The 15,202-nt window shown below is 41.5% G+C and carries 16 protein-coding genes; 12 read left to right on the top strand and 4 right to left on the bottom strand.

Annotation, left to right across the window (positions count from 1 at the left end; translation table 11 throughout):
• Window positions 1-7: 7 nt before the first annotated feature.
• From AAG807_RS15630 to AAG807_RS15610, 5 genes are all read left to right on the top strand, one after another.
• A complete protein-coding gene (locus AAG807_RS15630; protein WP_341905923.1) occupies window positions 8-205 on the top strand; it encodes a CcoQ/FixQ family Cbb3-type cytochrome c oxidase assembly chaperone in 198 nt (65 codons plus the stop codon).
• The gene (locus AAG807_RS15625) at window positions 202-1,590 is read left to right on the top strand and encodes a cbb3-type cytochrome c oxidase N-terminal domain-containing protein (RefSeq protein ID WP_341905920.1); all 1,389 of its coding nucleotides are present in this window, start codon (window positions 202-204) and stop codon (window positions 1,588-1,590) included. The genes AAG807_RS15630 and AAG807_RS15625 overlap by 4 nt, the downstream gene beginning before the upstream one ends.
• A gap of 50 nt (window positions 1,591-1,640) precedes the next feature.
• Window positions 1,641-3,029: a cytochrome c oxidase accessory protein CcoG gene (ccoG, locus tag AAG807_RS15620; RefSeq protein WP_341905917.1), complete on the top strand. Its 1,389-nt coding sequence runs from the start codon at window positions 1,641-1,643 to the stop codon at window positions 3,027-3,029.
• 81 nt (window positions 3,030-3,110) lie between these two features.
• Window positions 3,111-3,536 (top strand): FixH family protein, encoded by a 426-nt coding sequence (locus AAG807_RS15615; protein ID WP_341905914.1) that lies wholly within the window; start codon window positions 3,111-3,113, stop codon window positions 3,534-3,536.
• Window positions 3,536-4,261, top strand: a complete 726-nt coding sequence (locus AAG807_RS15610; protein WP_341905911.1) for a sulfite exporter TauE/SafE family protein — start codon at window positions 3,536-3,538, stop codon at window positions 4,259-4,261. The genes AAG807_RS15615 and AAG807_RS15610 overlap by 1 nt, the downstream gene beginning before the upstream one ends.
• Before the next feature lie 2 nt (window positions 4,262-4,263).
• Here the strand turns inward: AAG807_RS15610 and AAG807_RS15605 are convergent, their stop codons facing one another.
• From AAG807_RS15605 to AAG807_RS15595, 3 genes are all read right to left on the bottom strand, one after another.
• Window positions 4,264-5,289: a transglutaminase domain-containing protein gene (locus AAG807_RS15605; RefSeq protein WP_341905908.1), complete on the bottom strand. Its 1,026-nt coding sequence runs from the start codon at window positions 5,287-5,289 to the stop codon at window positions 4,264-4,266.
• 66 nt (window positions 5,290-5,355) lie between these two features.
• Window positions 5,356-6,354 carry a WG repeat-containing protein gene (locus AAG807_RS15600; RefSeq protein WP_341905905.1) on the bottom strand — a complete coding sequence of 333 codons (999 nt, stop codon included), beginning with the start codon at window positions 6,352-6,354 and terminating at the stop codon, window positions 5,356-5,358.
• Between the two features lie 3 nt (window positions 6,355-6,357).
• A complete protein-coding gene (locus AAG807_RS15595; protein WP_341905904.1) occupies window positions 6,358-6,888 on the bottom strand; it encodes a sigma-70 family RNA polymerase sigma factor in 531 nt (176 codons plus the stop codon).
• Window positions 6,889-7,076: 188 nt separating this feature from the next.
• Here AAG807_RS15595 and AAG807_RS15590 point away from each other — a divergent pair, with 188 nt between their 5' ends.
• The 6 genes from AAG807_RS15590 (at window position 7,077) to AAG807_RS15565 (ending at window position 12,045) form a co-directional block, all read left to right on the top strand.
• Window positions 7,077-7,481: a hypothetical protein gene (locus AAG807_RS15590; protein WP_341905899.1), complete on the top strand. Its 405-nt coding sequence runs from the start codon at window positions 7,077-7,079 to the stop codon at window positions 7,479-7,481.
• A 435-nt stretch (window positions 7,482-7,916) separates the two neighbouring features.
• A complete protein-coding gene (locus tag AAG807_RS15585; protein ID WP_341905896.1) occupies window positions 7,917-9,449 on the top strand; it encodes a carbon-nitrogen hydrolase family protein in 1,533 nt (510 codons plus the stop codon).
• Window positions 9,450-9,643: 194 nt separating this feature from the next.
• A complete protein-coding gene (locus AAG807_RS15580; RefSeq protein WP_341905892.1) occupies window positions 9,644-9,979 on the top strand; it encodes a DUF6150 family protein in 336 nt (111 codons plus the stop codon).
• Between the two features lie 109 nt (window positions 9,980-10,088).
• The gene (locus AAG807_RS15575) at window positions 10,089-10,943 is read left to right on the top strand and encodes a hypothetical protein (protein WP_341905891.1); all 855 of its coding nucleotides are present in this window, start codon (window positions 10,089-10,091) and stop codon (window positions 10,941-10,943) included.
• A gap of 9 nt (window positions 10,944-10,952) precedes the next feature.
• Window positions 10,953-11,402 (top strand): DUF1569 domain-containing protein, encoded by a 450-nt coding sequence (locus AAG807_RS15570; RefSeq protein ID WP_341905888.1) that lies wholly within the window; start codon window positions 10,953-10,955, stop codon window positions 11,400-11,402.
• A gap of 1 nt (window position 11,403) precedes the next feature.
• On the top strand, window positions 11,404-12,045 hold the full coding sequence (locus AAG807_RS15565; RefSeq protein ID WP_341905885.1) for a class I SAM-dependent methyltransferase: 642 nt from the start codon (window positions 11,404-11,406) through the stop codon (window positions 12,043-12,045).
• Between the two features lie 182 nt (window positions 12,046-12,227).
• On the opposite strand, the gene AAG807_RS15560 is transcribed toward AAG807_RS15565, so the two are convergent.
• Window positions 12,228-12,728, bottom strand: coding sequence for a hypothetical protein (locus AAG807_RS15560; protein ID WP_341905883.1), 501 nt, complete (start codon window positions 12,726-12,728; stop codon window positions 12,228-12,230).
• Between the two features lie 329 nt (window positions 12,729-13,057).
• Here AAG807_RS15560 and AAG807_RS15555 point away from each other — a divergent pair, with 329 nt between their 5' ends.
• Entirely contained in the window at window positions 13,058-15,103 is a 2,046-nt protein-coding gene (locus tag AAG807_RS15555) for an OmpA family protein (RefSeq protein ID WP_341905881.1), read from the top strand.
• Window positions 15,104-15,202 lie beyond the last annotated feature (99 nt).

Raw genomic sequence — 15,202 nt, 5'->3', positions numbered from 1 at the left:
GAGTGATATGTTACGATTTATTAAACATCATTTAGCAACAGAGTCGGGAGTGGAATTTTACGGAATCTTCTCACTCATGATCTTCGTACTCTTTTTCCTCGTGGTTCTGATTCGCATCTCCCGAATGAAAAAATCGACTATTGAAGAGCTAAGCAACATTCCTTTAGGAACTGAAGAATCAACTATTGAAAATAAAATACCATGAGAATCGGACAACTACTTACACTAGCTGCATTGTTCTTAGCAATAATGGCTAACAGTCAAGGAGAAGCTTTATTCAAGGCGAAATGCAATACCTGTCACGCAGTGGACAAAAATTCCACAGGTCCTTGGTTAAAAGGAGTAAAGGCAAAATGGGCAGATGCCGGTGAAGGCGAATTACTTTACGATTGGGTTCGAAACTCCAATAGTCTGATCGCCGGTGGAAAAAGTAAAATGGCGCTGGCAATAAAGGATTTTTCCGCATCGGAAATGCCACCACAACAGGCAAGTAACGAGGAAGTGGATCAGATATTGGATTACGTCGATAATTACGCTCCTCCAGTGAAAACAGCTGAAGTACCCGGTGATCCAACTCAGACAGAAGTGGAACTCCTCCCCGATTACAAAGGGAATTTGAACATCTTCTATGCACTTGGTACTTTGATGATTATTCTATTGCTTGCAATTATTCTCATGAGTAGCTCTATTCTTTCATTCGTGAAATCGGATCTGTTCAAAAAGAAATTGAGAGATCAGGAGAATCTAACCAAGTTCCTAATTATAATCATTTCGCTTGGAGCGGCGTTCGTACCGGGTTATTCTTATGGGATGGGAATTCCTGACCCGACAAACCCGGCTGAAGTCTCTTATCCGTGGCTCCTGGTTGAAAAGGTCGATTTATACATTCTAGTTGGAATCAACTTGGTTCTGTTACTGGTTGTGCTTTATCTGAGAGGGCTTTTCAATAATTTCTATTACATGGTTTATCCACGTAAAGTAAAAGCTGCAAAACAGAAACAAAAGCGTGTGGCGAAGATTTTGGTCGATGCAGTTCCGCTTGAGGAAGAAAGCAGCATCCTGATGGATCATGAATACGATGGAATTCGTGAGTTGGATAACAACCTTCCTCCATGGTGGGTTTGGGGATTCTATTTGACCATCGTGTTTGCCTTTGTTTACCTTCTATACTATCATGTATTTGATGGAAACACACAGAAAAAGGAATACGACATCTCCATCATGAAAGCACAAAAGGAAATTGATGCCTATCTGAAAGAAGCAGCTATGAATGTTGACGAGAGCAATGTGACGCTATTGAATGACCAAACAGCGCTTAACTCCGGAAAACAAATCTTCGAAGCCAATTGCAAGGTTTGTCACAAGGACGGAAGCGGAGATATCGGTCCGAACTTAACAGATAAATTCTGGTTGTATGGAAACGATATCAAAACCGTGTTCGGAACCATTAAAAACGGAACATCGAACGGAATGCCTGAACATGCTTCTAAGCTGAACCCGATTCAACTTCAAGAGGTAGCTTCTTATGTCTTAAGTCTGAAATACATACCTGGAAAAGAACCGCAAGGAAAAGAGTTTCCTGCAAAATAACAAAGAAATGCCTGCCCGAATGGGTGGGCATTCTTTTCATCTAAACAAAAATGGAAGAAGAATTCAGAGATCATATCGCCACTGTCAACGAACATGGAAAACGCGTCTGGGTGTATCCTAAAAAACCGAAAGGAAAGTTCACCAACCGCAGAAAATGGGTCAGTTACTCCCTATTGATTTTCTTGTTAACAGCTCCGTTTATCAAAATAAATGGGGATCAACTCATCGAAATAAATATCCTGGAACGCAAATTCTCGCTGTTCGGAGCAACATTTTGGCCCCAAGACCTCTACCTGTTCGCCATCATGCTGATCATCTTCATTGTTTGTGTCATCTTGTTCACCATTATTTACGGGCGATTATTTTGTGGCTGGTTCTGTCCGCAGACCATCTTCATGGAATTCGTCTTCCGCAAGATCGAATATTGGATCGATGGGGATTGGACACAGCAAAAAGCACTGGATAAGCAACCCTGGAATGCTCAGAAATGGGGAAAACGCATTTTGAAACACACTCTTTTTTGGCTGGTATCATTCGTTATTGCAAACATATTCCTCGCTTACATCATAGGAAGTGATTCGTTGCTCAAGATCATGATGGAACCCATTCAACTGCACATCGGAGGATTGATCTCAATCGGAATCTTCACCACCTTGTTTTACTTTGTGTTCTCCCGTTTGCGTGAACAAGTCTGCACCACCATTTGTCCCTACGGACGTTTGCAAGGAGTATTGCTTGATCAGAACTCGATGGTGGTCGCTTACGACTATGTTCGAGGGGAAGAGCGCGCCAAATTCAGAAAAGGAGAAGACAGACCGACAGCGAAAAAAGGAGATTGTATCGATTGCGCGCAATGTGTTCATGTGTGCCCCACAGGAATTGATATCCGCAACGGGACACAATTGGAATGTGTAAACTGCACAGCGTGTATCGATGCGTGTGATTCGATGATGGAAGGTGTAGGATTGGAGAAAGGATTGATCCGCTTCGTTTCCGAAAACGGGATAAAGAACCGCACGCGTTTCCAGTGGACCAGAAGAGTTATTTCCTATACTGTTTTGTTGATCGTTTTGGTTGGAATATGGACCACCATGTTAATCATGCGGGAAGATTTCTCCACCACCATTATGCGCCAACGCGGATCGACCTATCAAGTCACGCAAGATAAAGGTATCAGCAATATTTTTGAAATCGACCTGACAAACAAGACGAAGGATCATTTCCATGTCAAATTGATCTCAGCGAATCCTGCTGTGAAATTGGAATTGGCTAGTGATTCTTTGGAATTACCCGGACAAAAACACATCCGTGAGCGATTCTTGGCGCGTTTCCCCTATTCTTTCATTGCGAAAGGAACACAGAAAATTGACATCATTATTCTGGGGAACGGGAAAGAGATCGATCGGGTACATATCAAGGTCATCGGACCGAGCTATTAAGTGAATTCAAAAGTAAAAATGTAATCCCGATAGCTATCGGGATCAAAAATGAGATGCATTTCGAATTAATAATTAGAACATATGAATTGGGGAAAAGGAATAATTATCGGGATGGTGCTCTTCATGGGCTTCATCCTGACCATGGTGGTGACCATGATGCGCCAGAAAATTGATCTGGTGGAAGAAGATTACTACAAACGCGAACTGAATTATGAAGATCAGTTGGCTGCACAAAAAATGTATGTCACATCTGTCGAAAAAATCGCTGTAACAAGCGAAAAGAACAACCTACATGTTTATTTTCCTGTTGAATTTCAGAAGAATGATGTAACCATTACCTTACGACGTCCAAATGACAAAAGCAAGGACCTGGTGCTCACCATAAGACCTATTAGTGAAGTAACCATTCCAACAACTGATTTTCCAAAAGGACTATTTACCGTTACAATTAACGGATCCATTCAAGGTAAACCCTATGAAATGTCTGAGCAAGTAACTATCAAGTAATGATTTTTCTGATCAATTCATTTGTTTTGGGACTTGCAGGTTCGTTTCACTGCATCGGGATGTGCGGGCCAATTGCGCTCGCACTTCCGCTAAACAGAAAATCGGTTGCAAGTATGCTGATTGGAATTCTTGCAGCAAACAGCGGGCGCATCATTACCTATACCCTTCTGGGGTTCCTTATCGGGAGTATCGGTTTTTCATTACATCTGTTCCGACTCTTCCAAGTGCTAAGCATCCTCTTTGGAGTGAGTCTGATTGTTATCGCATGGCGCAAACAAGTTCTTAAGCGATTTGAATTTCGTGTTCCGGGATTTCAGAATTGGGTTTCAAAAAAAATGGCGCTTCTACTCAAACAGAATGGGACACTCAAATTATTCGGCATCGGCTTTCTGAATGGTCTGCTTCCTTGCGGAATGATCTTTCTGGCTCTTGCAAATGCGCTTTTGGCTGAAAATCCGATTGGAAGTGCAGCAGCAATGGCAGCTTTCGGACTTGGAACATTTCCTGCACTTTTGGCGGTGGGATTTTTTGCACAAAACATCAATCAAGTATTTCGAAACAAACTCTCTACAGCCTTTCCCTACCTTTTATCGGTGATTGGGTTACTGGTTATTTTGCGGGGTGCAAACTTGGGAATTCCATACATTAGTCCGAAAATGGAACAACAAACCGGTATTGGAAATCAAAAAACAGTCCGGATCGATTGCCACACTCCCAACCACTGAAATCACTTCTTCAATTTATCGCGTTCTTGTCCAAGTTTCAAAATGCGGTATTGGGTGTACTTGATGTATTTTTTCTTCGCGTGATTCTCAATTAGATTCTGTTGAATCTGCTGATATAGATAAATGGCATTCTCATAATCCACTTTCAACAAAAGCTGTTTCCGTTTCGTTTTCTTATCCAACACCTTATTGATACGAACTTCCAGGAGTTTCAAACTTGCACCTTTCACCTTTTTATTGAATAGTTGAGCTGCAAAAGCTTCATCCAATAATTGTTCCTTCCAATCTTTCTCCAGTCGTTGATTGAGAATACTATCTCCTAAAGGAGTTTCATTTGTATTGGAGATACGCCACAAAAAACGGTGATATCGGAAATCTTTATATGAACGTTCGCGATTAACCAACTGAAAAGCGGGATCTGCCGGAAGATGAAGGATTCCAAATTTCACCGGATCAGTAAACAAAAAATTACAATCGATCCGCTCCTTGTCAAACTTCTTTTTGGTAAAATGCTGCATACCAAAAGTCACATCCAAAACGTACCATCTTCCATCAACACGAACCACATTCCACGCATGATTGTAGTAATTTTTCCTTACCGGATGAAACAGATTAAAACTCCGGGAGTAACCCGAAACGCGAAAACATCCTATATCCAAACTATCACATAAGGTGACAAATAAATTGGCAAAATCACCACAAACACCTTTTTTCTTTTTGATGACTTCAGACAGATACAATTCACGTTTGATTTCTCTTTTATAAATGAGTTTCAATCGATTCAAATCGTATTTATAAGAACCTGCAATGTAGGAGTAAATAGTATAAACGCGTTCCAATTCCGTTTTGCACGAATCTCCAATAAGATGGGACACTTTGTTCCAGGACCGATCTTCTTTGGAGGCCAATTGAGCAATTTCATTCAAACGGGTGGTATCCAATTCTTTTCCAAGGAAAATTCCTGTTTGATTTTGTCCAAACGCAGAAACTCTACAAAAAAGCAATAAGATGATTGAGAGGTTCTTCAAGGCACAAACGCATTTTAGGATCAGTAAAATTAAGATATTCCAGCCATGTTCTATACTTATAGGAATCTATTTCAACATCGGATGAACATCTTCGTCACAGTACTGCACCTCACTACCCGAACGTTTCGGGATATAAAGCACTTTCTGATCTTTTCGTCTGGTCTTGTTCCTGGAGGATTGGATACTGCTTGTCACCACTATCTTATCGTAAATCAACGGGATGAAGATATTTCCCTTTCGATCCACAAAACCGAATTTGGACTCGTCCATCACCAAGGCATAACCGCAATACAGATCATTGAAATGTCCAATGCTGTCGTATTGTAATTCCCACGCAACTACGCCAAGTGAAGCGTTTTTACTGCCGGAGCCTGTGTTTTCTTCCGTCTTTCTCTCAACCACTTTTCCATTTAGCCGGTCATTCGTATATCCAAGTACTTTTGTCGGAACTTTGCCGGACAAGGAAACGGTATCCAATTGTAGTCTATTGCGATCGTTTTTCAAATCTACCGCAGTCAGAACTTCTTTTCCATTCTTATTCACTGCAAATATTGGCTGATTGACCTTATTTTTTGCTTTGGCAGAAGCTGGAGAAACAGTTGTTCGGGTTGATCCCTCATCTACCGCTTTCCAATCAGAAGATTGAATAAGAGAACTTTTGTCTCCTGTTTGGGCTGGTTGATTGATGAGTGTATCTCCTGAAGGAATGGATTTCTCCTGAACTTCTTGTTTGTTTTGCGCTACAGATTCCTGTTTTGGTTGAGTGGGTTCCACCTGCTTCTTACTTTGCACCCAATAAATGATCCCTACAGTAGTTGCAGCTGTAACCACCACGCCGATGGTGAATTGCTTGATCCGCAGGTTACGTAAATAAGCCTGACCTGTTTGTTTGATGACCATTCGCTGGGAAGCACGTTTGGCGGCAGACTGAATGAGTTGGTGCATTTCCAGTTCTTCCCGGAGTTCGGGATTCAGCTGGAGTTCTTGTTCAAAAGCTGCCCTTCCCTCTTCCGAAAGTTCATTCTGCAGGTATAATTCTATGAGTTGATTCCAATTTGTTTCCATGTCTTATGCTTTGATCGGTTCAACTCTGATTTCCTGTTCCTGAATCAATTCCTTCGCTTTTTGCAAGCAACGGTATTTCTGGGCTTTTGCAACTTTGTCATTCCGCAAGCCTATTTTTTTGGCAATATCCACCATGTTCCATCCTAATCCGTAAAACAATTGCAGCAATTCCTGGCATTGAGCACCCAATTTCTCCAAGGTCGATTCTACTTCGCGAATCTTCATTTCTTTTTCAAACCAGGCATCTTCCGTTGCTTCCATATTCTCCGATAATTCAGTCGAAATGTGCTTCTGTTCCTTCCGTGCCTGATTGTACCACAACAACTTACAAGTATTGCGCACATAGAAAAACGGTTCAACCGTGAGCTCAAACCCGGATGATTCACGTTTACGGACATAAATAAGTAGCGCTTCCTGAAAAACATCCTCAGCGCTCACCGAATCGCAGCCCAAAGTCTTCAGATAACGGCGGATATCCGGCCATTTCCGATAGAGCTGTTTTAATTCTTGTTGCATATCTGCTGGTCCAATCATGGAGGTATTTTCAATCTAATGTCGGGAAAGTGAAAAGGTAAACATTAATTCAAAATTATGAATTCAATCCCGATAATTATCGGGATCAAAAGGGAAAGATAGATTCAGCCAATAAATACTAAAAGCCGGTTCTACTAGTGTGTGATTCTTAATTTAGGGTCAGGCACTAACAAATAAATTCGCTGATTATGAAAGAAGTAGTTGTATTGACATCCGCAGTATTGATCGTTATTATAAACGGAATCATCGGACATTATTACCCAACGAGCGGAATTATGGGAACACCCATTATTCTTGGAATCACTTCAGTGATCATCGTTATGGGACTGGGGAGAAAATCCGGAAGTATTCTGAAAAGTATCTTTTTGATCGTCTGCGCACTTTTGAATGATTTCCTGATCCGGAATTATTCCGGCGGAATCCTTGACCGCGAAGGTGCTTACCTGATAACGCTATACCTGTTCTACGGATCCATTGTCAGCTACCTTGTTTTAATCCTGGGAACTTTCAACAGCAACGACAAAACGAGGAAGAAAATTAGTGCGTTGGTACTTTTCCCGCTTGTAATGGGTTTGTATCTTGGGATGATGTAGTTGATTTACACTTTTGAGAAAACCTATCAAAGATTCATTGCGTGACTTCCCGCCGTTTCAGACTCAGTCTGCGAGTCCTATTTCTAATAAAAGTACCCGAAAATCAGTAAAACCGCATGTTAAATACTTAACCTTTTAATACTCTATCTATGCTTTATCTATGCTCTATCCATGGTTGATCTATGCTTGAAGGTCGGGAGAAGAAAAATGGAGGTAATTTGGATGATTTGCAGTCAAAATAATTAGTTACACTAGTGAGAAATGCGGCGATTTTTATTTTCCCCACGGACGGGCATAGAAGAACACAGAAGTTTTTTGCAAGTCCTGATGTCTTAATATCCTGACATCCTAATATCTTTAAAAAACATTCATTCTCACTCCACATTTATCCCGTATCTTTGATTTTTAGGTATCTTTTTCAAAAAAACAAACTACATGGATGACGTTGACAATGTCGAACTGACGTATTTAAGCATAACGGATTACGAAGCTCTGAAGGAAGCCATGGTGGAATCTTACACCGGATTAGCGAATCCCTATTGGACAAGAAAGCAGGTTGAAACACTGATCAATCAATTTCCGGACGGACAGGTTGTCATCAAGGTAAACGGTCAGATTGCCGGTGTGGCGCTGTCTATTATTGTGGATTCTTCCAAATACGAGCATTTACATACTTACAAACAAATTACCGGAAATTATACTTTCAAAACGCATCGCCCCAGCGGGAATGTCCTGTACGGAATCGATGTATTTATCAAAAGAGAGTTTCGCGGGTTGCGACTTGGAAGACGTCTTTACGATTACCGCAAGGAATTGTGCGAGAAACTGAACCTGAAAGGGATTGCTTTCGGTGGACGGATTCCAAATTACCACCAGTATGCGAAGCAAATGTCGCCCAAGGAATATATTGAAAAGGTAAAACGCAAAGAGATTCACGATCCGGTATTGGATTTTCAGATGTCGAATGATTTTCACCCTTCCAAGATCCTAAAAAACTATTTGGAAGGCGACGCCTATTCGAAGGATTACGCGGTTTTGCTGGAATGGGATAATTTGTACTACGAAGTAAAAAGCGAAGCTCCGAGTTCCATTAAGACCGTTGTTCGTTTGGGATTGATTCAGTGGCAGATGCGCCCCTACTCCAACCTGGATGATCTGATGCAACAAGCAGAATATTTCGTGGACGCCGTTTCGGGTTACCGTTCGGATTTCGCCTTGTTCCCTGAGTTCTTCAATGCTCCTTTGATGGCGGAAAACAACCATTTATCGGAACCACAAGCGATTCGTGAGTTGGCGCAATACACCCATGATATTGTTCAGCAATTTTCCAAACTGGCTATCAGCTACAACATCAATATCATTACGGGAAGTATGCCCGAAATCCAACACGATCGCTTGTTTAATGTCGGCTATTTGTGTCACCGGGACGGAAGAATCGAGCGCTTTGAAAAGATCCATGTAACACCTGACGAAGCTAAAGTTTGGGGAATGGAAGGTGGTAATTACCTGCATGTCTTCGATACGGATTGTGGGAAGGTCGGGATCTTGATTTGCTACGATGTCGAGTTCCCGGAATTAAGCCGCTTGCTTGCAAATGAAGGCATGGATATCCTATTCGTTCCTTTCCTGACGGATACGCAAAACGGGTATTCGCGTGTACGCAATTGTGCACAGGCGCGCGCCATCGAAAACGAATGTTATGTGGCGATTGCCGGAAGTGTAGGAAACTTACCGAACGTGCACAACATGGATATTCAGTACGCTCAATCAATTGTGTTCACTCCGTGTGACTTTGCCTTTCCGTCCAACGGGATCAAAGCGGAAGCAACTCCAAATACGGAAATGATCCTGATCGCGGATGTCGATATCACTTTATTGCGCGAGTTGAATCAATTCGGATCCGTCCGAAACCTGAGAGACCGAAGAACGGATATTTATGATTTGAAGAAGAAGAAAAAGAAGGAGTGACTTCGACTACGCTACGCTTATGCTGAAGCTTTAGCGCAAGCATTCAGTCACCTTTCAATTTACATCATGTAATTCATAACGAAGGTGGTTGATCGCAGTCAAAACCCCAAAGTGTTGATTTATTCCCTAAATGAATTATTCCGAATTTAAAAAATGGTATTATAATTGTAAAAACCGAATAAAAAATTGAAACTATGAAAAACCTATTTACATTACTAGTACTCTTTTTAGCTTCCAATGGTGTGAATGCACAACAAGTTTATTCTGTCGATTACGAATCACAGGCAGATGTGAAAGTATTTGTTGTGGGTTACGAATCCCAAGCAGATTTGAAAGTTTACAAAGTGAAATATTCCTCTCAGGCCGGAGATAACGACGGAAAATGGTTCTTTGTCGATTACCAGAGTCAGGCTAAAAAATCGATCTATTTCGTGAAATATGAAAGTCAGGCCGATTTGAAGATCTTTTTTGTGGATTACGAAAGTCAGGCGGGATGGAAAAACAGCAGTAAGAAGCAGTTGATGTATTAATTTAGAGGCAAGACTATAAGACAAAAGAGTCAAGACTTTGCATATATTCAAAGTCTTGACTCTTAATTCTTGACTCTATAAGTCTAAAAAATCAGCTAACTTCGCATCCATGTGGCTAAAGAATCTGGTTAAATATTATTTCAGCAAACGCATACATCGCGACAAACTGCATCCTTCCGTTGGAATTCAGCAACGTGCTTTGATGCATCAGTATCAAATAGCGCAAGCAACTAAACAAGTTCCGGCTTTCAACACCACCGGTTTTAAGGTTTTCTCGCAGTTCGAGGAAGACGGGTTGTTGCTCTTCCTGTTTTCTCTTATCGGAGAAGGAAGTAAGACTTTCATTGAAATCGGTTCGAACGATGGAATCAATAGCAATTGCAGCAATTTAGCCATTCACTTTGGCTGGTCCGGTTTGTTTTTTGAAGGTGATCCGAGGTTGATCCGTCGTGGGGAAAAGTTCTATTCCAAGATTCCCACTCCCTATCACCCGAAACCGACATACGTTCAGGCAATTATCAAACGAGAGAATATCAATCAGTTGGTTGAAAAAGCTGGTTTATCCGGTGAAATTGAACTCCTTTCCATTGATATAGACGGAAACGACTATTGGGTTTGGGATGCACTTACAATCGTTCAACCGAAAGTGGTTGTTATTGAAACACATACGGAGTTCGGATTGGAGAACATCGTAGTGCCTTACGATCCAAATTATATGTATCCCGGAAAACATCCGATTTATCATGGAGCCAGCGTCATTGCTATGAATAAGCTGGCAGAAAAGAAAGGGTATCGCCTGGTTGGTGCAAATGATTTGGGAATGAACCAGATTTATATCCGGAAAGATTTACTCTTAGAAGAAGTTCCTACCGTTTCACCCGAATCGACTTTGTGGCATCCGAAAGCAAAAGCGGATTACTCGAAGTTTAGTGAGATCAAGGATTGGGAATACATTAAAGGTTAGATTATGATAATGAAAACACTTTTTTCGAAACAGGCTTTGGACAAGAGCATTGATCGAATCAATCAATTACAGGCAGATATGCAACCGCTTTGGGGTAAGATGAACGTCACCCAGATGTTGGATCATTGCAGTGAAACCATGAAAGTGGCTCGAGGAGAAAAGGAGTTGAAACGGATCTTTCTGAGTTACGTGATGGGAAGTCTGATGAAGAAATCGTTCTACAACGACAAACCTATTCCGAAGAATGGTCCGACTCATAAAGATTTCATTATCACCAACACTTCTGATTTTGAGAAGGCAAAACAGGAACTGATAGACCATTTGACTGCTTTCCAGGAAGGCGGCATGGATCAATGCACATCAGCGCCTCATTCTTTCTTTGGAAACATCACCAAAGAGCAATGGGGATTGGGCATGTATAAGCACCTGGATCATCATTTACAACAATTCGGAGTATAAAATGGAATTTATTGATCAGGCACTGGATGATTACTGTGGTGCTCATACCACGGCAGAATCTGCCTTATTGGCAAAATTGAATCGCGATACCCACGTGAATATCCTGCAACCGCGCATGTTGAGCGGGCATTTTCAAGGGCGTCTGTTGAGTCTGCTTTCTAAAATGATCCGTCCGGAGCGCATTTTGGAAATCGGAACTTATACGGGTTATTCTGCGCTTTGCATGGCTGAAGGATTGACAGAAACGGGAAAGATCATCACATTGGATATCAATGCGCAATTGGAAGATTTTGTTCGCTCGTATATTTCAGAAAGTGAATACGCATCCAAAGTGGATTACCGCATTTGCAATGCCATGGAAGAAATTCCGCAACTCAACGAGCAGTTCGACCTAGTTTTCATTGATGCGGATAAACTAAACTACATCAATTACTACAACCTGGTTTTCGACCTGGTGAAGCCGGGTGGATACATCTTCTCCGACAACGTTTTGTGGTCCGGAAAAGTCGTTCAGACAGAAGGAAAGATCGACAAGGACACGCGGTTATTGAAAGAATTCAACCAATTGATTCAGAATGATCCGCGAGTGGAAAACATCTTGCTTCCGATACGGGATGGGATTATGATCGCAAGAAAAAAGTAATTCAAAAGGGATTTCGACTCCGCTCAATCACCTTTTGAATTCGCATGAAGGACACTGAGCGCAGTCGAAGTGACCTCATTCAAATTCCCTTTAAGAATTTCTTCACTTCTTTAGACTTGGCATAATCAACCGGCAATTTATCGTAGGCATCTTTTTTCCTGGAATCGGCTCCTTTATTGATTTTATTGAGTACGGATAACCGCTTTCTCTTTTTCCAACTCCACGTCGGTCAATTTGCTCTTTGAAACGAATCGTCCCTCCTTGAATTCATAGGTCAACAAATCGTATCCATCGTAAGTGTTTGTAGTTCCTGCGTTTTTAAAAGGAAGTGCGATTTTCAGAACCCCTGTAAATTCTTTCCCGTTCAGGAATAATTCGTGAGACTCCAAGTTATTCAAAAACTTGCTGTACTCTAAGAAAACTTCATCTGTTTCGGTCGTTTTTCGATTAGAAACATAATAATGAACCACTTTGAAGGTATTCTTACCATCTATTTTCTTTGGAATCCCTTGGGTCGTCAGGAAGAGTTTCTTCTTTTCCGTGACGATGTTTTTCGAACAAATAGTGAAATAGCTTCTTCCTACTTTTTGCTCCTTACAATCTGTTTGGGCATTTCCATTAGTTGGAACAAAAGAACTAAGCACTAAAAGGCTAAGGCTAAAAAGGAGAAATCTGGTTTTCATCGGTTTCAAATTTGATTCACTAAAAATATGCATTTTCAGGACGAATAGTGAGAAAAAATTATGCCAACATTTCATAATTTCGAATTCCGAATTATTGAAACAAACCGGGGTTTCGACTCCGCTCAACCACCTATGTTTCGTTCGTAGCCATTTCAAAAAAGATGACTGCCTCGCCGTCGACTAGCCTTTGGCGGCCGATGGAGCTTAGTCGAAGGCACTTTTTGAATTTTCTCAGCAGTAAATTATAAAAAACAGTAACCTTTTCGCTGAAAATACGATATAGTTAATTGGGCATCATTATTGCCTGATCGAACTGTATTTTAGTGCATATGTGGAAGAACTACTTATTAATCGCAGGAATTTCTCTTGCTTTCATCAACTCATTTTACGCGCAGGAAGAAGATCCTTCTTGTTTGGCGCCTTCAAAAAAGACTCAAAAGCTAATTGATGCTGGAAAAAATGCTGCTGACGGGAAGACTGCATCCGAAAATTTTGCCAAAGCAATCGAAGCGGAACCGGAAAATGCGGGACCTTATTATGAATTCGGGGTGTATGCCTACCTTGCCGGTATGAAATACTACGAAACAGTTGCCAACCCTGCAACGGGCGACAGAAGCTTTCTGAAAGCGGAAGAATTGTTTGAAAAGGCGGCTGAATTGTGTCCGGATTACCATTCGAACATCTATTACTACCTCGGAGTTATCAACTATACACAGGAACAAAAAGAAATTGCGATCAAGTGGTTCGAAAAATTCGTCGCATTCAAGAATAACGATAACTCTCGCTACGGTGAAGAATATACCAAGCAACTTGCCGACGTGAAAAAATTGTTGGCTTCCCAAAAGGAAGAAACCGAGATGCTTAGCAAACAGGTTCCCTTCAATCCGAAGAAAGTTCCGAATGTAAGCACCGGAAATGACGAGTATTTCCCGATGATCTCTCCCGATAACTTATTGATGTTCTTTACCCGCAAACAGGATATGAAAAACCTGGGAGATATCGTATCAAACGTTCAGGAGGTCTACACCTACTCTATCCGCACCGATGAAGGAATTTCATTCGACGGCGGAAAAGCGTTCCCAAAACCGTTCAATAACGGGACTTTCCAAAGCTATGGTGCCGCAACCATGTCGGTTGATAACAAGGAAATGATCATTTGTGCCTGTAAGAAAACGGAAGTGAACGGACAACCCTATATGAATTGTGATTTGTATTCCACGACGTATCAAAAAACGGGACCGAATCCTTCGGATTATCAATGGTCTGAATTGGTCAATCTGGGACCGAAGATCAATTCGGCGGATGGTTGGGAAGGTCAGCCTTCCATGTCTGCAGACGGAAACACTTTGTTTTATACTGCCAACAGAGCCACTACAAAGGATAACGATGTCTTTATCGTCAGACGAAATGCAGATGGAACCTGGGGAGCCCCAAAACCATTTGATGAAATCAATACGGCAGGAAAGGATAAAAGTCCGTTCCTACATCAGGACAGTGAAACACTTTATTTTGTTTCCACCGTTTCAGACGACCGTAAAGGAGCCGGAGGATTGGATATTTTCTACATGCGCGAAGAAAATGGCGTTTGGAGCAAACCCAAAAATATCGGTTATCCGATCAACTCCAAGGAAGATGAATTGGGAATTTTCGTTTCTACCGATGGAAAATTGGCTTACTTCTCTTCCAAGCAACAAGGAAACTGGGATATCTATGGTTTTGAATTGTATGAGGAAGCACGACCGAAAGCTGTGACGATCATCAAGGGAGACCTGAAAGACCCAACCGGAAAACCGATCGAGAATGCAACCATTGAAGTTGCCTATGAAAATTCAGATAAAGTGGAACAAGTTCGTGTAAACGGAAATGACGGGAAGTTTGCCGTTGTTGTGAAAACAGATAAGCCACAAGATATCATGGTCTCCGTGAAGAAGGAAGGTGCTGCATTCGATTCCAAGCTGATCACCAAAGAGGAAATTGTAAAGAAAGAGAATCGCGTGAACAACAAATTGGAAGTGAAAGAGTTGAAAGTCGGTGAAGCCTATACAATCAACGACATTCTATACGATTACAACTCCGATGTGCTTTCTACCAAATCCCGTTTCATTCTTCGCGAGTTTGCCCGCTTCCTGAAATCAAATCCGACGATCAAGATTATGATTCAGGGACATACCGATAGCGATGGTGATGATGCGAAAAACCTGGATCTTTCCGACCGACGTGCAAAAGGAGTGAAAACCTACCTTGTTTCACTTGGAATCGAGGACGACCGATTGGAAGCAAAGGGATTGGGTGAAACCAAACCAAAAGTGGCGAATGATACACCTGAAAATAAGGCGAAGAATCGTAGAACGGAGTTTTTGATTGAGGGAATGTGATTTTCTAATTGAGAATGATGAATGCAAAATTCAAAAGACGTATAATAGAAATTTCAAAAGGTTGGGGAACCCCGACTTTTTTATTGAACTTTATCTTGC

Source organism: Fluviicola taffensis DSM 16823, from assembly GCF_943372375.1.
GTDB classification, from domain to species: domain Bacteria; phylum Bacteroidota; class Bacteroidia; order Flavobacteriales_D; family Crocinitomicaceae; genus Fluviicola; species Fluviicola taffensis_A.
The sequence above is the reverse complement of the archived record's forward strand: the minus strand, read 5'-3'. Positions and strand labels throughout refer to the sequence as shown.